This window comes from Gluconobacter cerinus (assembly GCF_002723935.1).
Classification (GTDB): Bacteria; Pseudomonadota; Alphaproteobacteria; order Acetobacterales; family Acetobacteraceae; genus Gluconobacter; species Gluconobacter cerinus.
Genome location: NZ_BEWM01000002.1, coordinates 404654 through 422934, shown reverse-complemented (window position 1 = coordinate 422934; position 18281 = coordinate 404654). Strand labels below are relative to the sequence as shown.

Annotated in this window: 14 protein-coding genes; 5 read left to right on the top strand and 9 right to left on the bottom strand. The window is 56.7% G+C overall.

The features are described 5' to 3' along the window. Window positions 1–90 precede the first annotated feature (90 nt). Window positions 91–759 carry a TetR/AcrR family transcriptional regulator gene (locus tag GCE01_RS05890; RefSeq protein ID WP_099211990.1) on the top strand — a complete coding sequence of 223 codons (669 nt, stop codon included), beginning with the start codon at window positions 91–93 and terminating at the stop codon, window positions 757–759. Here the strand turns inward: GCE01_RS05890 and GCE01_RS05885 are convergent. The 4 genes from GCE01_RS05885 to GCE01_RS05870 form a co-directional block, all read right to left on the bottom strand. Beyond that, on the bottom strand, window positions 753–2327 hold the full coding sequence (locus GCE01_RS05885; RefSeq protein WP_099211640.1) for a DHA2 family efflux MFS transporter permease subunit: 1575 nt from the start codon (window positions 2325–2327) through the stop codon (window positions 753–755). The two genes, GCE01_RS05890 and GCE01_RS05885, sit on opposite strands and share 7 nt — an antisense overlap. Continuing rightward, window positions 2324–3421, bottom strand: a complete 1098-nt coding sequence (locus GCE01_RS05880) for an HlyD family secretion protein (protein WP_046900655.1) — start codon at window positions 3419–3421, stop codon at window positions 2324–2326. Before GCE01_RS05880 ends, GCE01_RS05885 begins: the two co-directional genes overlap by 4 nt. A gap of 246 nt (window positions 3422–3667) precedes the next feature. Next, window positions 3668–5110, bottom strand: coding sequence for a UdgX family uracil-DNA binding protein (locus GCE01_RS05875; RefSeq protein ID WP_099211638.1), 1443 nt, complete (start codon window positions 5108–5110; stop codon window positions 3668–3670). Beyond that, complete coding sequence (locus tag GCE01_RS05870; protein ID WP_099211636.1) at window positions 5111–6343, bottom strand: putative DNA modification/repair radical SAM protein; 1233 nt, start codon at window positions 6341–6343, stop codon at window positions 5111–5113. 183 nt (window positions 6344–6526) lie between these two features. Here GCE01_RS05870 and GCE01_RS05865 point away from each other — a divergent pair, with 183 nt between their 5' ends. Both GCE01_RS05865 and GCE01_RS05860 read left to right on the top strand, forming a co-directional pair. Further along, the gene (locus GCE01_RS05865) at window positions 6527–8455 is read left to right on the top strand and encodes a flagellin N-terminal helical domain-containing protein (protein WP_244591102.1); all 1929 of its coding nucleotides are present in this window, start codon (window positions 6527–6529) and stop codon (window positions 8453–8455) included. Window positions 8456–8560: 105 nt separating this feature from the next. After that, window positions 8561–8977 carry a flagellar biosynthesis regulator FlaF gene (locus GCE01_RS05860; RefSeq protein WP_244591101.1) on the top strand — a complete coding sequence of 139 codons (417 nt, stop codon included), beginning with the start codon at window positions 8561–8563 and terminating at the stop codon, window positions 8975–8977. Window positions 8978–9059: 82 nt separating this feature from the next. Here the strand turns inward: GCE01_RS05860 and GCE01_RS05855 are convergent, their stop codons facing one another. The 3 genes from GCE01_RS05855 to folD are packed head-to-tail and all read right to left on the bottom strand — an operon-like array spanning window position 9060 to window position 12710. After that, the gene (locus GCE01_RS05855; RefSeq protein WP_099211632.1) at window positions 9060–11024 is read right to left on the bottom strand and encodes a M1 family metallopeptidase; all 1965 of its coding nucleotides are present in this window, start codon (window positions 11022–11024) and stop codon (window positions 9060–9062) included. A gap of 28 nt (window positions 11025–11052) precedes the next feature. Continuing rightward, window positions 11053–11802, bottom strand: coding sequence for a 5,10-methylenetetrahydrofolate reductase (locus tag GCE01_RS05850; RefSeq protein WP_099211630.1), 750 nt, complete (start codon window positions 11800–11802; stop codon window positions 11053–11055). After that, complete coding sequence (gene folD / locus GCE01_RS05845) at window positions 11802–12710, bottom strand: bifunctional methylenetetrahydrofolate dehydrogenase/methenyltetrahydrofolate cyclohydrolase FolD (RefSeq protein WP_086633491.1); 909 nt, start codon at window positions 12708–12710, stop codon at window positions 11802–11804. The genes GCE01_RS05850 and folD overlap by 1 nt, the downstream gene beginning before the upstream one ends. Before the next feature lie 83 nt (window positions 12711–12793). Here folD and GCE01_RS05840 point away from each other — a divergent pair, with 83 nt between their 5' ends. Then, window positions 12794–13858 carry a threonine aldolase family protein gene (locus GCE01_RS05840; RefSeq protein WP_099211986.1) on the top strand — a complete coding sequence of 355 codons (1065 nt, stop codon included), beginning with the start codon at window positions 12794–12796 and terminating at the stop codon, window positions 13856–13858. 70 nt (window positions 13859–13928) lie between these two features. Here the strand turns inward: GCE01_RS05840 and GCE01_RS05835 are convergent, their stop codons facing one another. Continuing rightward, window positions 13929–14957 (bottom strand): MYG1 family protein, encoded by a 1029-nt coding sequence (locus tag GCE01_RS05835; RefSeq protein WP_099211628.1) that lies wholly within the window; start codon window positions 14955–14957, stop codon window positions 13929–13931. 191 nt (window positions 14958–15148) lie between these two features. On the opposite strand from GCE01_RS05835, the gene hflX reads away from it, so the two are divergent. Beyond that, entirely contained in the window at window positions 15149–16501 is a 1353-nt protein-coding gene (gene hflX / locus GCE01_RS05830) for a GTPase HflX (protein WP_099211626.1), read from the top strand. 111 nt (window positions 16502–16612) lie between these two features. Here the strand turns inward: hflX and pgm are convergent, their stop codons facing one another. After that, entirely contained in the window at window positions 16613–18259 is a 1647-nt protein-coding gene (gene pgm, locus GCE01_RS05825; protein ID WP_099211624.1) for a phosphoglucomutase (alpha-D-glucose-1,6-bisphosphate-dependent), read from the bottom strand. Between the last annotated feature and the right edge of the window lie 22 nt (window positions 18260–18281).

The window sequence follows — 18281 nt, the reverse complement described above, 5'->3', positions numbered from 1 at the left end:
TCCTGAAACGGAAATGATCTTGCGGTGACCGACCAGTTCGGTCAGCATGTTGGAGATGGTATTTTTTCCGGAAAAGGACCTTGCCCACTCATGACCAGCACGCCGACTGACCGCCCCGAGAGTATGCCTGACGAGGCCAGCGCATCTCTGTGCCAGATGCGCGCCAAGCGCGAGCAGATTCTGCAAGGAGCGGAAAAGGTCTTTCTCGCAAGCGGTTATGAAGGCGCGTCCATGTCGCAGATTGCGCGGGAGGCCGGTGTTTCGAAGGGCACGCTTTACAATCATTTCGATGGTAAGGCGTCGCTCTTCTCCGCGTTCTTCGAAGAGCGCAGCAAAACCAAACTGGCGGCTATTGAGGCCATTTCCCGAGAGGATGGGCCGGACGTTCATACGAGTCTGCGCCGCCTGACGGAAACTGCCATCAAAATGATGCTCCACTCGACGTCCATGGACCTGTATCGCATCATCGTTGGCGAAGCGGGAAAATTCCCGAACCTTGCTGACGCCTTCTGGCGCTACGGTTTTGGGCGCACCCTGAACAACCTCTCCGACTGGCTGCGTCGCCGCCGGGATGCGGGCGAGCTCCAGATCGAAGACCCGGATTTCGCTGCCGAACAGCTTATGATCCTGTGTCAGGCGCGTATCGTGCATCGCCGCCGGCTCATGCTGCCCGTCGATGACAGCCCGGAAGCCATCAGCCGACTGGCCAACATCACGGCAGATTCCTTCATGAAGATCTACGGCCCGCATCATCAGTGACCTCCCGCCGGCTTCGTCTTCTTCGTGCTGTTCGGTGACAGCAGGAAGCAGAGCGGCACAACAAACATCGCGATGACGCCGATCCAGCGAAACACCTCGTTGTAGGCCAGCATCGAGATCTGGGACGTGAAGTCCATGAACAGACGATGGATCGCAAACGTATGCGCGGCCGCAGGCGTCAGGCCATGCGCTTCACCAACGGTCTGCGCATGATTGATATAGTTCGTGAACTCCTGCCGCCCCGGCGTCATGTTATCCGTCACGTAGTTCTGGTGCCGTTGGCGCGTTTCAATGATGGCTGCCGTGGCCAGGGAAATGGCCATCGAGCCCACATAGTTTCGCGCCATACTGAACAGGGCTGACGCGTCAGAGTTCAGCTCACGTGGCAGCGTTGAATACGCAATCGTGGAAATCGGCACAAAGAGGAATGCGAGCGAAGCAGTCTGGGTGATTCGGTAGAAGACCAGATGCTTGAAATCGATTCCGGCATACAGGTTGGCGGCCTGGAACATCGCCATGCCCATGAAGAAGAAGCCAAATGCGATCAGATACCGCAACTGGATGACCTTCATCAGACGCCCGACGAACGGGATGAGAATGATGATGGCAACACCACCTGGTGCCAGAAGAAGGCCGGACGTCGTTGCCGTATAACCCAGAACCTGCTGTGCAAACTGCGGAACGATGATGGCGGACGAGTAGAGGGTCGCCCCCACCATGGAGATCAGGAACATGCCGGTTGCGAAGTTGCGGTCCTTCAAAACCGTCAGCTTCACCAGCGGGTCCTTGGCATAGCAGAGCCAGACGATGGCACCGAGCACACCGATCACGCCCAGAACAGCCATGGTGATGATGAAGTTCGAGCCGAACCAGTCATCATCTTCGCCACGGTCGACCATGACCTCAAGACAGCCCAGCCCCAGCGTAATGAGACTGATACCGATCACATCCACCTTTTCACGCTTCTTCCGCTCCCATGGCGGATCCTCAACGAAAGCCGTTACGGCCATGACCGTCAGGATACCAAAGGGAACGTTGACGAAGAAAATCCAGCGCCAGGAGAAGTTGTCCGTCAGATAGCCACCCAGCATCGGACCGAGAACCGGGCCAACGATGGTCGCAATCGCGGTCATGCCAAAGGCTGCACCACGTTTTTCGGGCGGGAAGGTATCAAGGATGATGGACTGCTGACTGGGTTGCAGGCCACCACCGAAGAAGCCCTGCATCAGTCGGAAGACCACCAGCATGGGCAGAGATGTCGCCAGACCGCACAGGAAGGACGAGACGGTGAACATCGCAATACAGATGAGGAAGTAGCGCTTGCGCCCGAACAGGCGTGAAAGCCAGCCGGAAATCGTCAGAACGATACCGTTTGCCACCAGATAGGACGTCAGCGCCCAGGTGGCATCGTCATAGGAACTGCCGAGCGATCCCGCGATATGCGGTAGCGCCACGTTGACGATGGTGGTGTCCAGCACCTCCATGAAGGCCGCCAGCGTGACCGTAATGGCCACAACCCACGGATTATGACTGGGTTTCCAGTCCTGATGCCCGGCAGTATCGCTCATTTCACATAGACCGTAGGAACGACGGAAAGACCAAGAGCGAGTGGCAGCTGCGGATCAAGACCGCTGTCGATCAGGATCTTCACCGGAATACGCTGCACCGTTTTCACGAAGTTGCCTGTCGCATTTTCTGGCGGGAAGGTGCTGAAGGATTCACCCGAGCCAAGCTGAATGGAATCCACGTGGCCCTGCAGCTTAAGCTGTGGGTACGCGTCAACTTCGATGTCCACTTTCTGACCCGGGCGCATGTGGGTCAGCTGTGTTTCCTTGTAGTTGGCCACAACCCAGACTTCTGGCTGGACGATCGTGAACATCTGCTGGCCGGTCTGGACGAAGTTGCCACGCTCGACACTACGCTGGGACACCCAACCATCATGAGGCGCGCGAACCTGCGTCCATTCCATGTTGAGCTCAGCCTGTTCCAGAGATGCCTGGGCAGACTTCAGATTGGCTTCTTCCTGCGAGACGCGGGCATCCGCATTCGCGACATTGGCCTTCACCGGCTCAGCCTGCGTCAACTGACCCTGCGCCTGCATGACACGGGCTCTGGCTTCTTCAAGAGCTGCACGAGCGTAGTCAATGTCCTGCTGGGACGTTGCGGCACGTGAAACACTGCGCTGGCGCTTGTAATCTGCTTCAGCCTTCGTCAGCTGGGCCTGAGCGGCAGAAAGACTGCCCTGAGCCGTTACGAGCTGACCCGGGAAGTTCTTGTGCGCCACTTCAACCATCAGCTGATAGGCCTGCATGTTGGCCTGTGCCTGCTGGATTGACGCCTGTGCCTTGTGCAGGGATGCCGCGTAGTCGCGGTCATCAATGGTCAGCAGAAGATCACCGCGATGCACATACTGGTTATCGTTCACCAGCAGCTGCGTCACATACCCATTCACGTGCGGCGCAATGGCGATCTTGCGACCGGCCGTATAGGCGTCGTCCGTCTCGATGTTATTGCGGGTCAGGAAGAGGTATGAACCAATCCCTACCAGCACCAGAACAACCAGACAGATCAAGAGCACCCGTACAAGGGGATTGCGCTTTTTCTGCGGTTTTCCGGACGCTCCGGACTGCTGTTCGGCCTGCGCTTGGTCGCCCTGCGCCATATCGTCTCTCTCGCTTTAAACGGGTCTGTCCGAAGTGACCGGCTGAATGAAATGGCCTCATGAAAAGGCCGATTGACCGATCGGTTCGGTCATCCATGACATATTGTATGGCCGTCTTCAAGCCGGAAAAAACTGATGCGTTTCCTTTCAGGCCGGGAAGATTTTTCCTTGCGTGCGCTCATCCGTGAGACGAAATTTTCTTATCCTGAAAGGGTCTCCACGCAACGCCTGAGCAGAATGTTACCCTTAAAGGGCGGTCTGCATCTTTCTCAGACCTTCAATCAGGCGCTGACGTTCCTGCTCGGCCTGCTCGGTTGGTCCCAGACGCAGAATCCATGATGGATGCGCGAGGCTCAGATGACGGTGTCCGCCTTGCGCGTCCTCATGCATCAGCCCCCGAAAGTCTTTCAATTGAGCCGAAGGCCCCGCAACTGCGCGCAATGCTGTCGCCCCAAGCGTCACGACAAGCTGTGGCCGAACCAAGGCTATTTCCTGCCGCAGCCAGGGCTGACACGCCTGAACATGCTCTGCGCCAGGCGTCTGGTGAATGCGCCGTCTGCCACGCGTGGTGAACCTAAAATGCTTTACAGCATTCGTCATGTAGAGGGCCGGGGGTTCAACGCCCGCCTCCGCCATACACTCCTTTAAAAGAGAGCCTGCGGGACCGACAAAAGGACGCCCAGCCAGATCTTCCTGATCGCCCGGCTGCTCACCGACCAGCATAATTTTTGCCGTCTCAGGCCCCTCCCCAAGGACCGCCTGCGTAGCATGGCAGTGAAGCGAGCAGGCCTGACAGGTGCGAATTTGCTGTTTCAGATCTGCCCAACTGCCTGCTGTTGGCACTGCAGCCGGAGCGGCTTTCTGGCGATTCTGCAGAGCCTGATGAAATTTAGGCGCGGGAAGAGCCTCCTGCGCTGCCATTTCAGCCACGCGTTTTTCCGCCTGAGCCACCAGATGGGGAATCAGGTTAGCCTCTGGCAGGTTATGCCAGTAACGCCGCGGCATTTCATTGCGCATCGCTTTCGTCCGGACACGGGCAGGATTGAAAGTCGAGGCGTAATAGGTCTGCCAGAGCTGATCCACGTCATCATCAAGCACCTGCTTTTCACAGGGCTCGAAAGAGCAATGTACCGTCTTGCCATCCCATCGCAGAGAGCCGCGCGGTGTCAGGATCATCCAGTCCATATCTGCGAAACGGCCCGCGAAAAAAGAAGAGACTTTTTCCAGCACATGATGGTCTGGCTCAAACCAGGAAAGAAAACGCCGCCGACCCGTCTCCGACGTTCCCTGCTCCCGGAAGCGCACAAAAGCCGTCATTTTATGGGCCGCCCGGCGAACCTGATGCACCATGCGACGCGCCTGCGCCACATCCTGATCTGTCACCACCGACAACAGGTTCGGATCACTCTGAAGACGCCAGAGCAACCGATAAGCCAATGCAAACCGATCGGCGCTGGAGTGGCAGAGAACATCTTTCAAAAGGGGCAGGCTCGACGCTTTGAGGCGAACATCCCGCACGACTTCGCCCTCAAACGTCTGATTTTCAGCCGCGTGAAACAGATCCAGATCGGCCTCAGGATAGCGCCAGAGGATCTGGTCTGGAGGAATGTCACGCTGAAGCGCCATTCTGGCCTTTTCGCGCCAGCCTTCAAACGCGCTGGTATCCGCGAGCCTGACGGTAACCGGCACTTACAGAAGCCGCATCTGCTGTGGAGCCGGCAGAAAAAGAGTGCGCAAATCCTGACGATCCGTCAGACGCGCGGGGCTCCATCCGGATGCCTTGACGAACGGACGCACCTTTTTGATGGAGACGTTTAGCCGCGCCAGATCTTCCAGACGGATTGTCGTGTGCTTTCGCGCAGACAGCAACGCGGCAACGGTCCGAACCCCGAGCCCGGGAACCCGTAGCAGCATTTCTTTGGAGGCCAGATTCAGGTCCACAGGAAACTGCGCGCGGTTATCCAGAGCCCAGGCCAGCTTGGGATCAATTTCCAGATCCAGCATTCCATTGGGCCGTGATGCTGTCAGTTCGCCAAAATCAAAGCCATAGAACCGGAACAGCCAGTCTGCCTGATACAGCCGGTGCTCCCGCTGTAGTGGTGGGCTACGTACAGGCAGGATCGCCGAAGCATCCGGAATGGGACTGAAGGCTGAATAGTAAACGCGGCGCAGACCGTAAGACCCGTAAAGGCCTGAGCTACTGGCCAGAACATCCTGATCCGTCGCGGCATCTGCCCCGATGATCATTTGTGTGCTTTGGCCGCCCGGTGAAAAGCGCCCTGCCCGCCTGCCTGTATGTGTCTTCTCTTTAGCTGCATCAATCTTGAGACGCATATCCCCCATCGCGCGGCGAATATTTCCGGCATCCTTCTCCGGCGCGTAATCCTTCAGGCCCGTTTCTGTCGGCATTTCGACGTTGATCGATAAGCGATCCGCATAAAGCCCAGCTTCTTCCAGCAATTTGGGAGACGCATCCGGGATCGTCTTGAGATGGATATATCCGCGGAAACCATGCTTGAGCCGCAGGTCCCGCGCGACCTGCACAAGCTGCTCCATCGTATGATCGGATGACCGGATAATCCCCGAAGACAGGAAAAGCCCCTCAATGCAGTTCCGACGGTAGAACTCCAGCGTCAGCCAGATCACTTCATCAGGCGTGAACTTCGCCCGCTCAACGTTTGAGGACGAGCGGTTGATGCAATAGGCGCAGTCATAAACGCAGAAATTGGTCAGCAGGATCTTGAGCAGCGAAATACAACGCCCATCCGGCGTATAGGCATGACAGATGCCGTTCCCGGTCGTGGAGCCCAGACCTCCTGTTTTGGCAGAGTCCCGGCGCGTCGATCCACTGGACGCGCAGGACGCATCATACTTTGCCGCATCGGACAGAATCGCAAGACGTTCAGACAGAGATTTCTTCATGCATTGTTCTTATTTCGTTCCTGCCTATAAAATGCAAGAACTGCTTAAAATTTACCGGTTGTTTGCCTGTTTCCTGTCAAACCCTGTCACCGTTTTTTAAAGATGAAGATTCAGGTTCCCTTAACCATTCGAGGCCTATCGTGAAGGAGCAAAACTGCACCGACGGAGAATGTCTCGATGTCCATGTCAATCAATACAAATACAGCCGCCATGTCGGCTCTTCAGGTCCTGAACCAGACGACGGACCAGCTGAGCAAGACGCAGAACGCCGTGTCCACGGGCAAGAGCGTCAGCTCCGCCTCTGACAGCCCGGCCATTTACGCCATTTCCCAGACAATGAATTCCCAGATTTCGGCCTTGTCCGGTGTCTCGACAGGTCTTCAGTTCGCTGGGCAGGTTCTCAGCACGGCCTCTTCGCAGGCCGGGTCTATCTCGACCGTCCTGAGCAACATCTCCGAGACCGTGACGAACGCTGCCAATAACGGTGAAAATCAGGATACGCTGAACACCCAGCTGAGCAGCTACCTGTCCCAGGTTGATGTGGCGACTTCGAACTCCACCTTCCAGGGTGTGAACCTGCTATCCGGTTCAACCAGCAGCAGTGTGAAGTACACGCAGATTTCTGCTGCTCAGGACATCAACGGAAACCTCTTCACGCTGAATGGCGCTGATGCCACCTCGACAGGTCTGGGCTTGCAGGGTCTGAGCACAGACATGAAGGGCGCAACCATTGATGCCACGGCCATGAGCATCACGGGCACCGGCGACAGTACCACAGCGACGAGCCTGACACTGAAGAACCTGTCTGCAGCGAGCGCCTCCAGTGCAACTGCTGCCAACCCGGCCATTACAACGTCTTTCGTAATGGATTCTCAGCCGGGTTCCTCAGCAAAGGGGGCATCCTCAGCAGTTGGATCGGCGATTTCCAATGCACTGACGACGGCAGCGACCGTAACTGTTGGGTCAAACGGCGCTCTGAGCATTGATGGCGCTACGTCGAAGAATCAGTCCGACGGTACGACGGTCTATACGCTCAAAAACGGGGACGCCATTTCTGCCAAAGCTGACGCCAGTGGCAACATGGCCTACAGTGTCACAAAGGCTGCGGACCTCGATGCGAATGGCAATGCAAAAGCCATGACCAATATCGTGGACGTCAACATCAGCGGCGCACGCACGGATTCCGCAACGAACACGAAGGCCGATCAACTTTCCACTCTTGTCACAGCCATTGGAAACGCCGGATTTGGCGCAGAGCTGGAAAACGACGGCACGCTGACAGTCGCTGGCGGCAACCTGGATTCTTCCAGCGTCAACCTCTCCAACGGCAGCGCAGCAACAACGACCCTGTCAGTTCCGTCTTCTGCAGCATATGTTGACGGTCATACAGCGCTCACCGCTACCGACAGCACTGGAAACGTCACCAATTACGTAGCAAGTGCTGGCAGCCCGCTGTCTGATAATGCGGCTTCGGCAATGACCGACAGCATCAACGCAATTCTTGGCGCAACGGATAGCGATCATAAGATCAGCATCGCTGCCGATGGCACCCTAAATTCTGCTACCACTGCAACGACGGGTTATACTGTCACTGGGTCCGCTGGTTCTTACACCGTTACAAATACAACGACGAACCAGACAACCAAATTCGATGCTGTCACATCAACAGATGGAACAGAAGCCAGCTACACAGCCTCACTGGCAACGGCCACGGGCCTGACAAACTCAAGCGGCAAGCTGACGGGCGTGGCTCAGGGCACAACGTTGACACTAGGTGATGGCATTGTGGGTGCCAGCATTCAGAAACCTGTCTCGATTGCCTCCACCACTGGCACGAATGTCGTACAGCTTGCTGTCACGGGCGCCATCAACAAGATGAGCCGCATTTCTTCCAGCATTGGTGTGGCTTCCAATACCGTTACACAGCTTCAGACGTCCAACAGCACGCTGTCGGATGCCCTGACGACGGGTGTGGGCGCTCTGACGGATGCTGATCTTGCAGCGGAAAGCGCCAAACTGACGTCCCTGCAAACGAAGCAGCAGCTGGCCATTCAGTCGCTGTCGATTGCGAATTCGCAGTCTTCCAACATCATGTCGCTCTTCCGCGGTTGATGTCGGCGGGGCGCTGGTGAAAGCCAGCGCCCCTTCCTGAACTGTTCCAAAAGTTTCCCGTTTCCCCGGGAGCCTTTTGAAACAGTCCTTTTGTAAAGGAGCATCATGTCCGTGACCTATGGCATGTCACAATACCAGAACCAGTCCGGCACCTATCTTCCGCCACGAGAAGTGGAAGCCATGGCGTTCAGACACGTTAATGGGCTGCTTTCGGCCGCAAAAACACGCTCAGATCGGCAGGCTGCATTGTCTGCCAATCTCAAACTCTGGGGCATTCTGATGCAGGGGGTCCAGCGGACGGACTGCCCTTTGGATGCCATTCTGCGCAAAGACCTGACGACCGTTGGAACCTGGTCCATGCGTTACGCCAATGTTGCGCTGAACTCGGATACATCCCTTCAGGCTCTCATTGATATCAACAGGGATATGATTGAAGGTCTGTCAGCGTCTGCTGCCCCTTCACCATATGCGGGACCTGCGGCATCCAACGAAACTCGCGCAGCTATTCAAATGGTCGGGTGAAAACTACTCCTCCCATGCCTTTGGCAGGACATGGGAGTTTTTCCATTCCTGACACACATTGCACGTCAGGAATGGTGGCGTGTCATTTACGGTTATCGCTGCGGTCAATGTCCGGAATGACATGGTCTGGATCAAGCGTTACGGCCTTCACCGGGCCATGTGCTTCAAACGTGACCTTCAAATCGCTGGTCTGCCGCCAAGCTTCCGTCGGGATACGGCGGTCCAGCGTTGTTCCGTCCTGATATTCGACGCGCAGAACAACAGGAAGAGGCAGGGTGCCGTAGTTCAGAACCTGTACAGACACAGGGTCTGTTCCTTTCTGCTCCACGGTTCCAACAGCGTAATCGGACGCGGCGTTAGAGAAATACCATCCGCGCCAGAACCATGAGAGATCCTCACCTGCTTCGCTGCTCATCAAGCGGAAAAAATCCGAGGGCGATGGGTGATGAAAAGCCCAGACGGCAATATAGCGACGGAAGGCAGCGTCAAAACGCACAGGCCCGAGAATCTGCTCTCGCAGAAGCTTCAGCCCGTAAGCCCCTTTGAAATAGACAACGCTATGGCGGTAGGTTTCGGAGACCTCGTCGGCCCCCGCCATCAGGTTTGGCGCTTTTGAATCCGTCAGGACAGGAACGATATCCTGCGCAGGATTGCCCGTTTTTGGAGCAAATTCCGGGTCCCGCTTTGGCGCGAATTCCCCGTTGTGGAAATGATCTGACGCATACGCATCAATAAAGGTGTTGAACCCTTCATCCATGAACGGATTACGCCGCTCATCAGAACCCACAATCATCGGGAACCAGTCATGACCCAACTCATGCGTCGTAATCCAGAAGAGCTCCGGGTCCCGGTCACTCATGCCGTCAAAAACGATACCCGGATATTCCATTCCGGCCCCGTGGCCGCCCAGATTGACGGCATTTGGCCATGGATATTCGTACCACTGAGACGAAAAATACTCGATGGCATGTTTGACGTATTCCGTTGAGCGGTCCCATCCATGCGGGCCAATGCCTTCGCGGGGATAAACGGACATCGCCAGCCGCGGAACCGGACGATAATTGGCCCAGGGCGCAACCGGCGGCAGGTTAATACGAGCAGCATCCCACAGGAACGCAGGCGATGCCGTAAAGGCCACGTCGCGGCTATTGCGCATAACGTAATGCCAGGACACTTCGCCAGACTGCCTGAGATGGCTTTTCGGATCTGTCACGTCATCAATGGTCCGGATCATGACGCGATTGTCACTCTGCGCTGCCTGAGCCAGTCGCGCACGCTCGGTCGTCGTCAGGGTCTGCTCCGGATTCAGGAGTGCCCCGGACCCGACGACCGTAAAGTTCCACGGAACAGTGACTGTGTAATCGAAGTTGCCATATTCCAGATAAAACTCCTGCCCGAGATAAGGCAGAGTGTTCCATCCCGCGCGGTCATCATACACGCTCAGGCGCGGGTACCATTGAGCAATCTCGTAAATTTCGCCCTCGCGAGACGGGGTGACAGCCGTTCGACCTCCCCATTCTCCCGGAATTGTATAGTGCCACTCGATTTTAATGACTGCGACGCCATGAGCATCCAGAGCTCGGGGTAGTCGAAGCTGCATCCGGGTGTCGGTAATCAGCGGCGTGACATCAACTTCACGGCCGCCCTGCACAATGGAAACACGCTCGATTTCCATGCCGGCAGTATGATGACCACCCGATGGGAATTTACCCCAGAACGAGGCCCGTGAGTCTGTACGATAGAGGTTCTGCTCCAACTGAACCCACAGAACGTCCAGCGTTTCCGGGCTGTTGTTGCTGTATGTGACGGTTTCGGCCCCATGCAGGACATGCGCCTGCGTATCGATGCGGGATCGAATGACGTAATCCGTTCGGTTCTGCCAGTATTGTGGTCCGGGCAGACCAGAGCCCGAACGATAAACGTTCGGGGCATCAGGCAGTGTCAGCGGAGCAAAAACCGGAGCCGGGTCAGATAGGGTTTTGGCCGAAAGAGCGGCCGGAACCAGCGCGCCTCCCAGAAGGGGTAAGAGAAAAAGGCATACGCGCATCCGGGCTATGATCTCCGCTCGTTAGTTCCTACCCCGTTATAATATCACCTAGGCCGCCCAGATAAGATGCCAGATCAACTTTCAGAGGCATAAGATAGGCATTGTCGTTCTTTTCGCGCACCAGTGTCAGCATCTGGCGCGCAAGATGCACGTTCCCTTCAAGGGTATCGTCATAGTCTTTGGGGAACACCACATGGTTAACGCGCTCCCAGTATCGCCGGGACCGTTCGCCCAAGACGGGTGAAACGCCCCAGAACACCGTGTCGTCCCGCAACCAGTCCATGGAGAGCTGGAGCATGTGCAGATCAAACAGCGGCTGAGTAAAGAAACCGCAAGCCCCGGCGTCTTTCTTCCGGGCGATATCTTCCAGCTCCAGCCAGGGAGCCCGGCGGTAAGGGTCAAATACCGCGTAAACTTCCAGATGTGGCGCTTCCTTGCGATACCGCGCAATAATTTCCGCAGAAGTATTAGGGTAGGAAACTCGATCACTTCCCGCAGGCAATGGGTCGCCTGCCACCACAAGCACGGATTTCAATTCTGGACGATCTGCACCCGGAAGAGGTGCGTCGGGAGCAATATCAATTGCCCGAATATGCGGAATCACATCCATGCCTGACCGACGGTTAACCTGTGCAGCAGCATCGTCACTGCGCAGGTCGAAACGAATCAGGTCTGGAATATTCAGAAGACCAACCTGCGGAAGCACTTTCTGTACCACCGCCACATCATCAAACAGCGCGTCTTCCGAACGGGGAACCAGTTCAACAGAAACACGCATCAGAGGGCTTCACCCTTGCTTTGCCCCTGTGTAACGCGCGCCGCCTGAAGCGTATTGTGCAGGAGACAGGCAATGGTCATTGGGCCAACGCCACCCGGAACAGGCGTAATATGGCCTGCAATCGGGAGCGCTTCCTCAAAAGCAACATCTCCCACAAGTCGTGTCCGGCCTTCAGGCGTCGGGACGCGCGTAATACCAACATCAATGACGGTGGCGCCCGGTTTGATCCAGTCTCCGCGAACAAGCCCGTGCTTGCCGGTTGCCACAACCAGAATGTCTGCCTCACGTGCCAGTGCTCGTGTGTCCCGCGTATGGATATGCGCGACCGAGACCGTGCAGTTCTGCTTCAACAGAAGCTGCGCCATGGGCTTTCCAACCAGACTGGACGCCCCGATCACCACCGCATGCTTGCCCGTCATGTCCTTATGAACAGACTGTAGCAGCATAAGACATCCCAGCGGCGTGCAGGGGACGAGCCCGTCAATGCCCAGAGACAGGCGCCCGGCATTCACTTCACCCAGCCCGTCAACATCTTTATGCGGCGCGATCGCATTTGTCACGACAACCGGATCAATCTGGGGCGGCAACGGAAGCTGGACGAGAATACCGTGAATCTGCGGGTTCGCGTTCAGCTGTGCAAGGAGCTCCAGAAGCTCTTCCTGCTTCGTGCTTTGCGGCAGCATGTGCATGAAGGAGCGCATGCCAGCACGGTGCGTCTGAATGGCTTTGTTCTTCACATAGACTTCAGATGCAGGATCGTTGCCGACCAGAACAACCGCCAGACCCGGCACGGCATTGCCCTGCTCGATAAAGCTGGAAACTTCACGGCCGATACGGTCTGTCAGAGACCGGGCAATACCTTTGCCATCTATGAGTTTGCCGGCCAGTTCAGGGGGAAACGTGCTCATGGGCTCTCCGGATGGCAACAGGCTGCAGTTTCAGTTACGATTCAGGCTACAGCCCGCGTCGTGCGCAGGAAAAGGATGGTTTTATGTCCGAGGAAATACGCAAGAACTTCGCCAGTGACAATGTTACCCCCATCTGCCCTGAAGTCATGGCAGCCTTGCTGGCCGCCAATGAGGGCAGTGTTGGATCTTATGGAGCGGATAATCTTACCCAATCCCTGAACAAACGGTTTGGGGACATCTTCGAGACGGAAGTGGCTGTTTTCCCGATCGCGACTGGAACTGCCGCCAACAGTATCGCGCTTTCCGCACTGGTCTCACCTTACGGAGCCGTGCTGTGCGACCAGAGCGCCCATATCAATACGGATGAAGGTGGCGCCCCGGAATTCTACATGCATGGTGCCAAGCTGGTCTGCATTCCATCCGCAGAAGGAAAGCTGGACCCGGCGACAATGCCTGCCGTTCTCAGGAATAATGAGGAAAGCGGCATTCTCAGCCCTGTCATTCAGGCCCTGTCACTCACACAGGCGAACGAATGGGGACTTGTCTATAGTCTGGAGGAGTTGGCCGCACTGACGCGCATCGCACACGACCATGGCCTGAGCGTACATCTTGATGGCGCGCGCCTGGGGAATGCGGTGGCCCATCTTGGCTGCTCTCCAGCAGACGTGACGTGGAAAGCAGGTGTGGATGTTCTGAGCTTCGGAGGCACCAAGGCTGGCGCAATGGCGGCGGAAGCCGTGGTCTTTTTCCTCAATGGGCGGACACGCCCACTGGTTAAAGAGTTTCTGCGTCGCATCAAACGCAGTGGCAATCTGTGGTCCAAGCATCGCTTCCTGAGTGCGCAGCTTCACGCATTGCTGGAAAACGATGTGTGGCTCCAGAACGCCGCGCATGCCAACCAGATGGCCCAGCGCCTCGTCGATGGGCTTCGTCGCCATCCGGCGGCCCAGATGCCTTATGAGCGGCAGAGCAACGAGGTTTTCGTCATTCTGCCAGATCTGGTTCTGAAAGATCTGGAGGCTGTGGGCTACACATTCTACCGCTGGCCTACACCGGAAGACGTCTCTGGCACACTGATTCGTCTGGTCACGAGTTACTACACCCGGCCAGAAGATGTGGACGCGCTGCTTGCAGAAATTGCAGCCTGAACCGGCATTTACAGATTAGACATTGATCCGGGCATTGTTGTCCGGATCAACGGTTTTCTACTGACGATGATCAACCAGCTTTGGATTTCAGAGCCGCATCGATTTCCAACGCCAGGCGCGCCATTGTGATGGCCCCATCCCGGCTTCCCGCACCACAGATGAAACGGGCCGGATGAGCAAAAACTGCATCCGGAACGCCCGAAACTGTCGCTAGCGCAGTTTTTTCCAGCCCACCCCAGGCTTCCGGCAGTGACACACGCTGCCCGAAATCGCCGCGCACAGGGGGAATGGCCTTCACGTTCCATTGCTCCGGGCCTGCTGGAGAGACAACATACACAACGGGAAGATCCCGCTCGAAAATGACCTTTTCCGTGGGCATTCCTGTTTCCATGACAAGGATGCGCTTGTCTTCTGCAGCCTCGTAAGCTTCCACAACGCGGTTAGCGGCCTTGAGGCTGGCCCGTACACGGTCAACCATATTGACCAGATGGGATGCGACGACCGTTGCCGCATTCGCAAACCCTAAAGCTTCACGCTTTTTGGCTTCCTGCGCTCCGTAAAGCTCCGCAGTATCCCATGCTGGGCTGCACGCAGAAACAATGTCCGCAAGAGACAGCTTGCCCATCTTGGCTACGCCATTGTCATCCTGATCGACAGGAATGATCAGCGACTTGTCGAGCGACTGCCAGATGGCGACAACCATCTCCTCGGTTACCGGTGTCGTCACGATATTGCGGATGGCAGCGTGGCCGTAGTCCTTCCACAACAGACCCGCAGCGCTATACGGCGTCCCGTCATCACGCAGGGGCTTGTCCTTCATGTGATGGTCATAGCGTCCGAGGGACGGATCAAAGATACCGCCGACATCAAAAACGATATCGGCTTCTGCAATACGCTCCGGCGACCGGGTGCGAACAAACTGCAGGCGGTCGTCTGCGTCCTCACCGAGCACACGGCCACCCAGGCTGCCTTTCGGCGAAAGAGCGTAGTGAAGAATGGCGTAACCCAGCGTCTCATCGGCATGAAAATTGCCCGAATGGGTCAATGCCCTGACGGTTCTGGCTTCTTTTTCGAGACCAATTGGGGCGTGTTCTGACATCTGTACGGACCTGCTGACGGCAAAGGGGTGGTTTCTGATTGTGCCTTCTCATGCCGCACCCCCCAGTCCCAGACAACAAACTTCGTCAGAAACGTGCAGAAAATGCGTCGTGTTCCGCGCCATCGAAACAGTGAGTCACGCCGTCCATGCATTTCGATGGCGTTGTCATAATCCGTGCTATGTAAGGGCGAATGGAAACAAAGCTCCCCATTCCGCTCGCCGTTCTCGTCGGCATCCAGACCCCTGACGTTGATGACGTCGCACACGAAGCCAGCCTGGAAGAACTGGGGAGACTGGTCAAAACCCTTGGCTATGACGTCATCGGGTCCGTCTCGCAAAAGCGCGAAGGTACGGGTGCTGCGTCGCTCCTTGGTGCTGGCAAGCTGGAAGAGCTCGCAGACATTACCGGCGGCCGCGGGATCATCACACCGATGGTCAAGACCCCGATGACAAAAGCCCGCAAACGCTTTGAGGGCACCGTTGAAGCATCAGAGCCCGATGAAGAAGACTCAGATGGCCCCCGCAAGCCAGAATTTGTCATTGTTGACCACGAACTGACACCCAGTCAGATCCGCAATCTCGAACGCGCTACCGGCGCACAGGTGCTGGATCGTACGGGTGTCATTGTTGAAATTTTCCATCGTCACGCCAACACCCGCGAAGCAAAGCTTCAGGTGGAGATGGCGCGGCTGAAATATGTTGCACCACGCCTGCGGGAATCTTCGAATGGTGGCGGCAGACAGCAGGGGCCTGGGGCTGGTGAAACCAATCTGTCGCTTGATCGCCGCAAGATCCGGGACCGGCTGGCCGAGCTGAAAACCCAGCTTGAAGCCGTACAACGCGATAGCGATAACCGGCGTTCTGCACGCCGGGATCAGCTCCGCGTCGCGCTGGTGGGTTACACCAACGCTGGCAAGTCCTCCCTGATGCGCGCGCTCACCGGTAGCGAAGTTCTGGTGCAGGACAAGCTCTTCGCTACGCTCGATACGACAGTCCGGACACTTCAGCCCGAGACACGTCCGCGTATTCTTGTGTCCGACACGGTGGGCTTCATCAAACAGCTCCCCCATGATCTGGTCGCCTCGTTCCGCTCCACGCTGTCTGAAGCGCTGGAAGCGTCACTACTGCTGTTTGTCGTAGATGCCTCGGACCCGACTTACGAAGCACAGCTTGAGGTTAGCCGCAGTGTTCTGCATGAAATCGGGGCGGATATTGTGCCATCCCGGCTTGTTCTGAACAAAATGGATAAGGTGGATGACCCCCGGCGCGCTGAACTGCTGGAAAAGCATCCCGACGCCATTCCATTGTCTGCCCATCGGCCAGACGATGTCAGCGCTTTACGGGAAAGCCTGATCGCCTTCTTCGAGACGAAAATGGTCGATGATGTTCTGGTACTGCCCTACTCGAAACAGGGGCTGATTGGCGAGATTTACGAGAGCGCCCGCGTCCTGTCCGAAGATCACGACGAGACAGGCCGTATTCTGAAAATCCGCGGCCTGCCAGGTGCCATTGCACGGTTGCATCGAAGCCTTTCGGCAAAATAAAGGCCCGTGCTGCCTTTCTGACCGGGCGGGAAAGACGTTCCACAAAAAAGGCCACCATCTTGTTAAAGATGGTGGCCCAATGTTGTTACTGCGCTTGTGAGGGCAACACCTTCAAGACGCAAAGACTTTGGAAATTGCAGCCTGAGCCTCGTCCTGAATGGCCTTCAGGTGCGCTGGGCTTTTAAAGCTCTCGGCATAGATTTTATAAACATCTTCCGTGCCGGACGGACGGGCTGCGAACCAACCGTTTTCCGTCACAACCTTTAGGCCACCGATCGCCGCGCCATTACCCGGTGCTTTCGTCAGCTTGGCAATGATCTTGTCACCAGCCAGTTCTTCAAGCGGGAACTGCTCAGGCGCCAGCTTGCTGAGCTTGGCCTTCTGCTCCGGGTTCGCCGCCGCGTCGATCCGCGCATAGTACGGCGTGCCGAGGCGAGCGATGATCTCGTGATAATGCTGGCTCGGGTTCTTGCCCGTCTTGGCTGTAATTTCCGCAGCAAGAAGACCGAGAATGAGGCCGTCCTTGTCGGTCGTCCAGACTGAACCATCACGACGCAGGAAAGTTGCGCCTGCACTTTCCTCGCCGCCAAAGCCTAGCGAGCCATCCATCAGGCCCGGCACGAACCATTTCAGGCCGACCGGCACCTCGACCAGTTTACGGCCCATATCCGCGACAACGCGATCAATCAGACCACTGCTCACCAGCGTCTTGCCGACACCGAGATCAGGCTTCCACTCGGGGCGGTTCTGGAACAGGTACGAAACCGCCACAGCCAGATAGTGGTTCGGGTTCATCAAGCCATCCGGCATGGCCACGATGCCATGACGGTCTGCATCCGTGTCATTGGCGAACGCGACGTCAAAATCCTGGCCCATCTTGATGAGACGCGCCATGGCATACGGCGAAGAACAGTCCATACGGATCTGCCCGTCCCAGTCTGCCGTCATGAACGCAAACTGCGGGTCCACGACATCGCTGACGATCGTAGCGTTCAGGCCGTACTTCTCGACGATGGGCTTCCAGTAGCCAACGGCAGCGCCACCCAGCGGATCAATACCAATCTTCACGCCCGCATCACGGATGGCCGCCATGTCGATGACGTTTTCCAGATCGGCCACATACGGCGTGACGTAATCATAGCGCTTGATGGACGGTGCGTTCTTGGCTTCGTCGTAAGGCAGGCGCTTTACGTCCTTCAGGCCATCCGCCAGCAGGTCATTCGCCATATCCTGAATGGCTTTCGTCACGGCCGTATCTGCCGGACCACCGTTCGTCGGATTGTACTTGAAGCCACCATCCGTCGGCGGGTTATGGGACGGCGTGACAACCACACCATCGGCCAGACCCGTCGTGCGGCCCTTGTTGTAGGTCAGAATGGCGTGGGAAATGACGGGCGTCGGCGTGTAGCCATCGTTCTGGTCAATGCGGACATCAATGTCGTGGGCCGCGAAAACCTCAATGGCCGAGCGCTGTGCAGGGGCCGACAGGGCGTGCGAGTCAATGCCAATGAAGAGCGGACCATCGATGCCTTCCGCCTTGCGATACCGACAGATTGCTTCACAGATAGCGAGGATATGGCCTTCGTTGAAGCTGGTATGGAAAGACGAACCACGGTGTCCGGAAGTACCGAACGAAACACGCTGGGTTGGGATGGAGACGTCCGGCTTGCGATCATAATAAGCGGCAATCAGGGCCGATATATCCGTCAACTGCGACTGATCGAGCGTTTTTCCGGCGAGGGGGCTGATATTGGCCATTAATCCAAAATCCTTAACAGAT

Bases quoted from the DNA above. Each gene is read 5' to 3' on its own strand.
- GCE01_RS05890 (WP_099211990.1), top strand. From the start codon at position 91: ATGACCAGCACGCCGACTGACCGCCCCGAGAGTATGCCTGACGAGGCC.
- GCE01_RS05885 (WP_099211640.1), bottom strand. From the start codon at position 2,327: ATGAGCGATACTGCCGGGCATCAGGACTGGAAACCCAGTCATAATCCG.
- GCE01_RS05880 (WP_046900655.1), bottom strand. From the start codon at position 3,421: ATGGCGCAGGGCGACCAAGCGCAGGCCGAACAGCAGTCCGGAGCGTCC.
- GCE01_RS05870 (WP_099211636.1), bottom strand. From the start codon at position 6,343: ATGAAGAAATCTCTGTCTGAACGTCTTGCGATTCTGTCCGATGCGGCA.
- GCE01_RS05865 (WP_244591102.1), top strand. From the start codon at position 6,527: ATGTCAATCAATACAAATACAGCCGCCATGTCGGCTCTTCAGGTCCTG.
- GCE01_RS05860 (WP_244591101.1), top strand. From the start codon at position 8,561: ATGTCCGTGACCTATGGCATGTCACAATACCAGAACCAGTCCGGCACC.
- GCE01_RS05855 (WP_099211632.1), bottom strand. From the start codon at position 11,024: ATGCGCGTATGCCTTTTTCTCTTACCCCTTCTGGGAGGCGCGCTGGTT.
- GCE01_RS05850 (WP_099211630.1), bottom strand. From the start codon at position 11,802: ATGCGTGTTTCTGTTGAACTGGTTCCCCGTTCGGAAGACGCGCTGTTT.
- folD (WP_086633491.1), bottom strand. From the start codon at position 12,710: ATGAGCACGTTTCCCCCTGAACTGGCCGGCAAACTCATAGATGGCAAA.
- GCE01_RS05840 (WP_099211986.1), top strand. From the start codon at position 12,794: ATGTCCGAGGAAATACGCAAGAACTTCGCCAGTGACAATGTTACCCCC.
- GCE01_RS05835 (WP_099211628.1), bottom strand. From the start codon at position 14,957: ATGTCAGAACACGCCCCAATTGGTCTCGAAAAAGAAGCCAGAACCGTC.
- hflX (WP_099211626.1), top strand. From the start codon at position 15,149: ATGGAAACAAAGCTCCCCATTCCGCTCGCCGTTCTCGTCGGCATCCAG.
- pgm (WP_099211624.1), bottom strand. From the start codon at position 18,259: ATGGCCAATATCAGCCCCCTCGCCGGAAAAACGCTCGATCAGTCGCAG.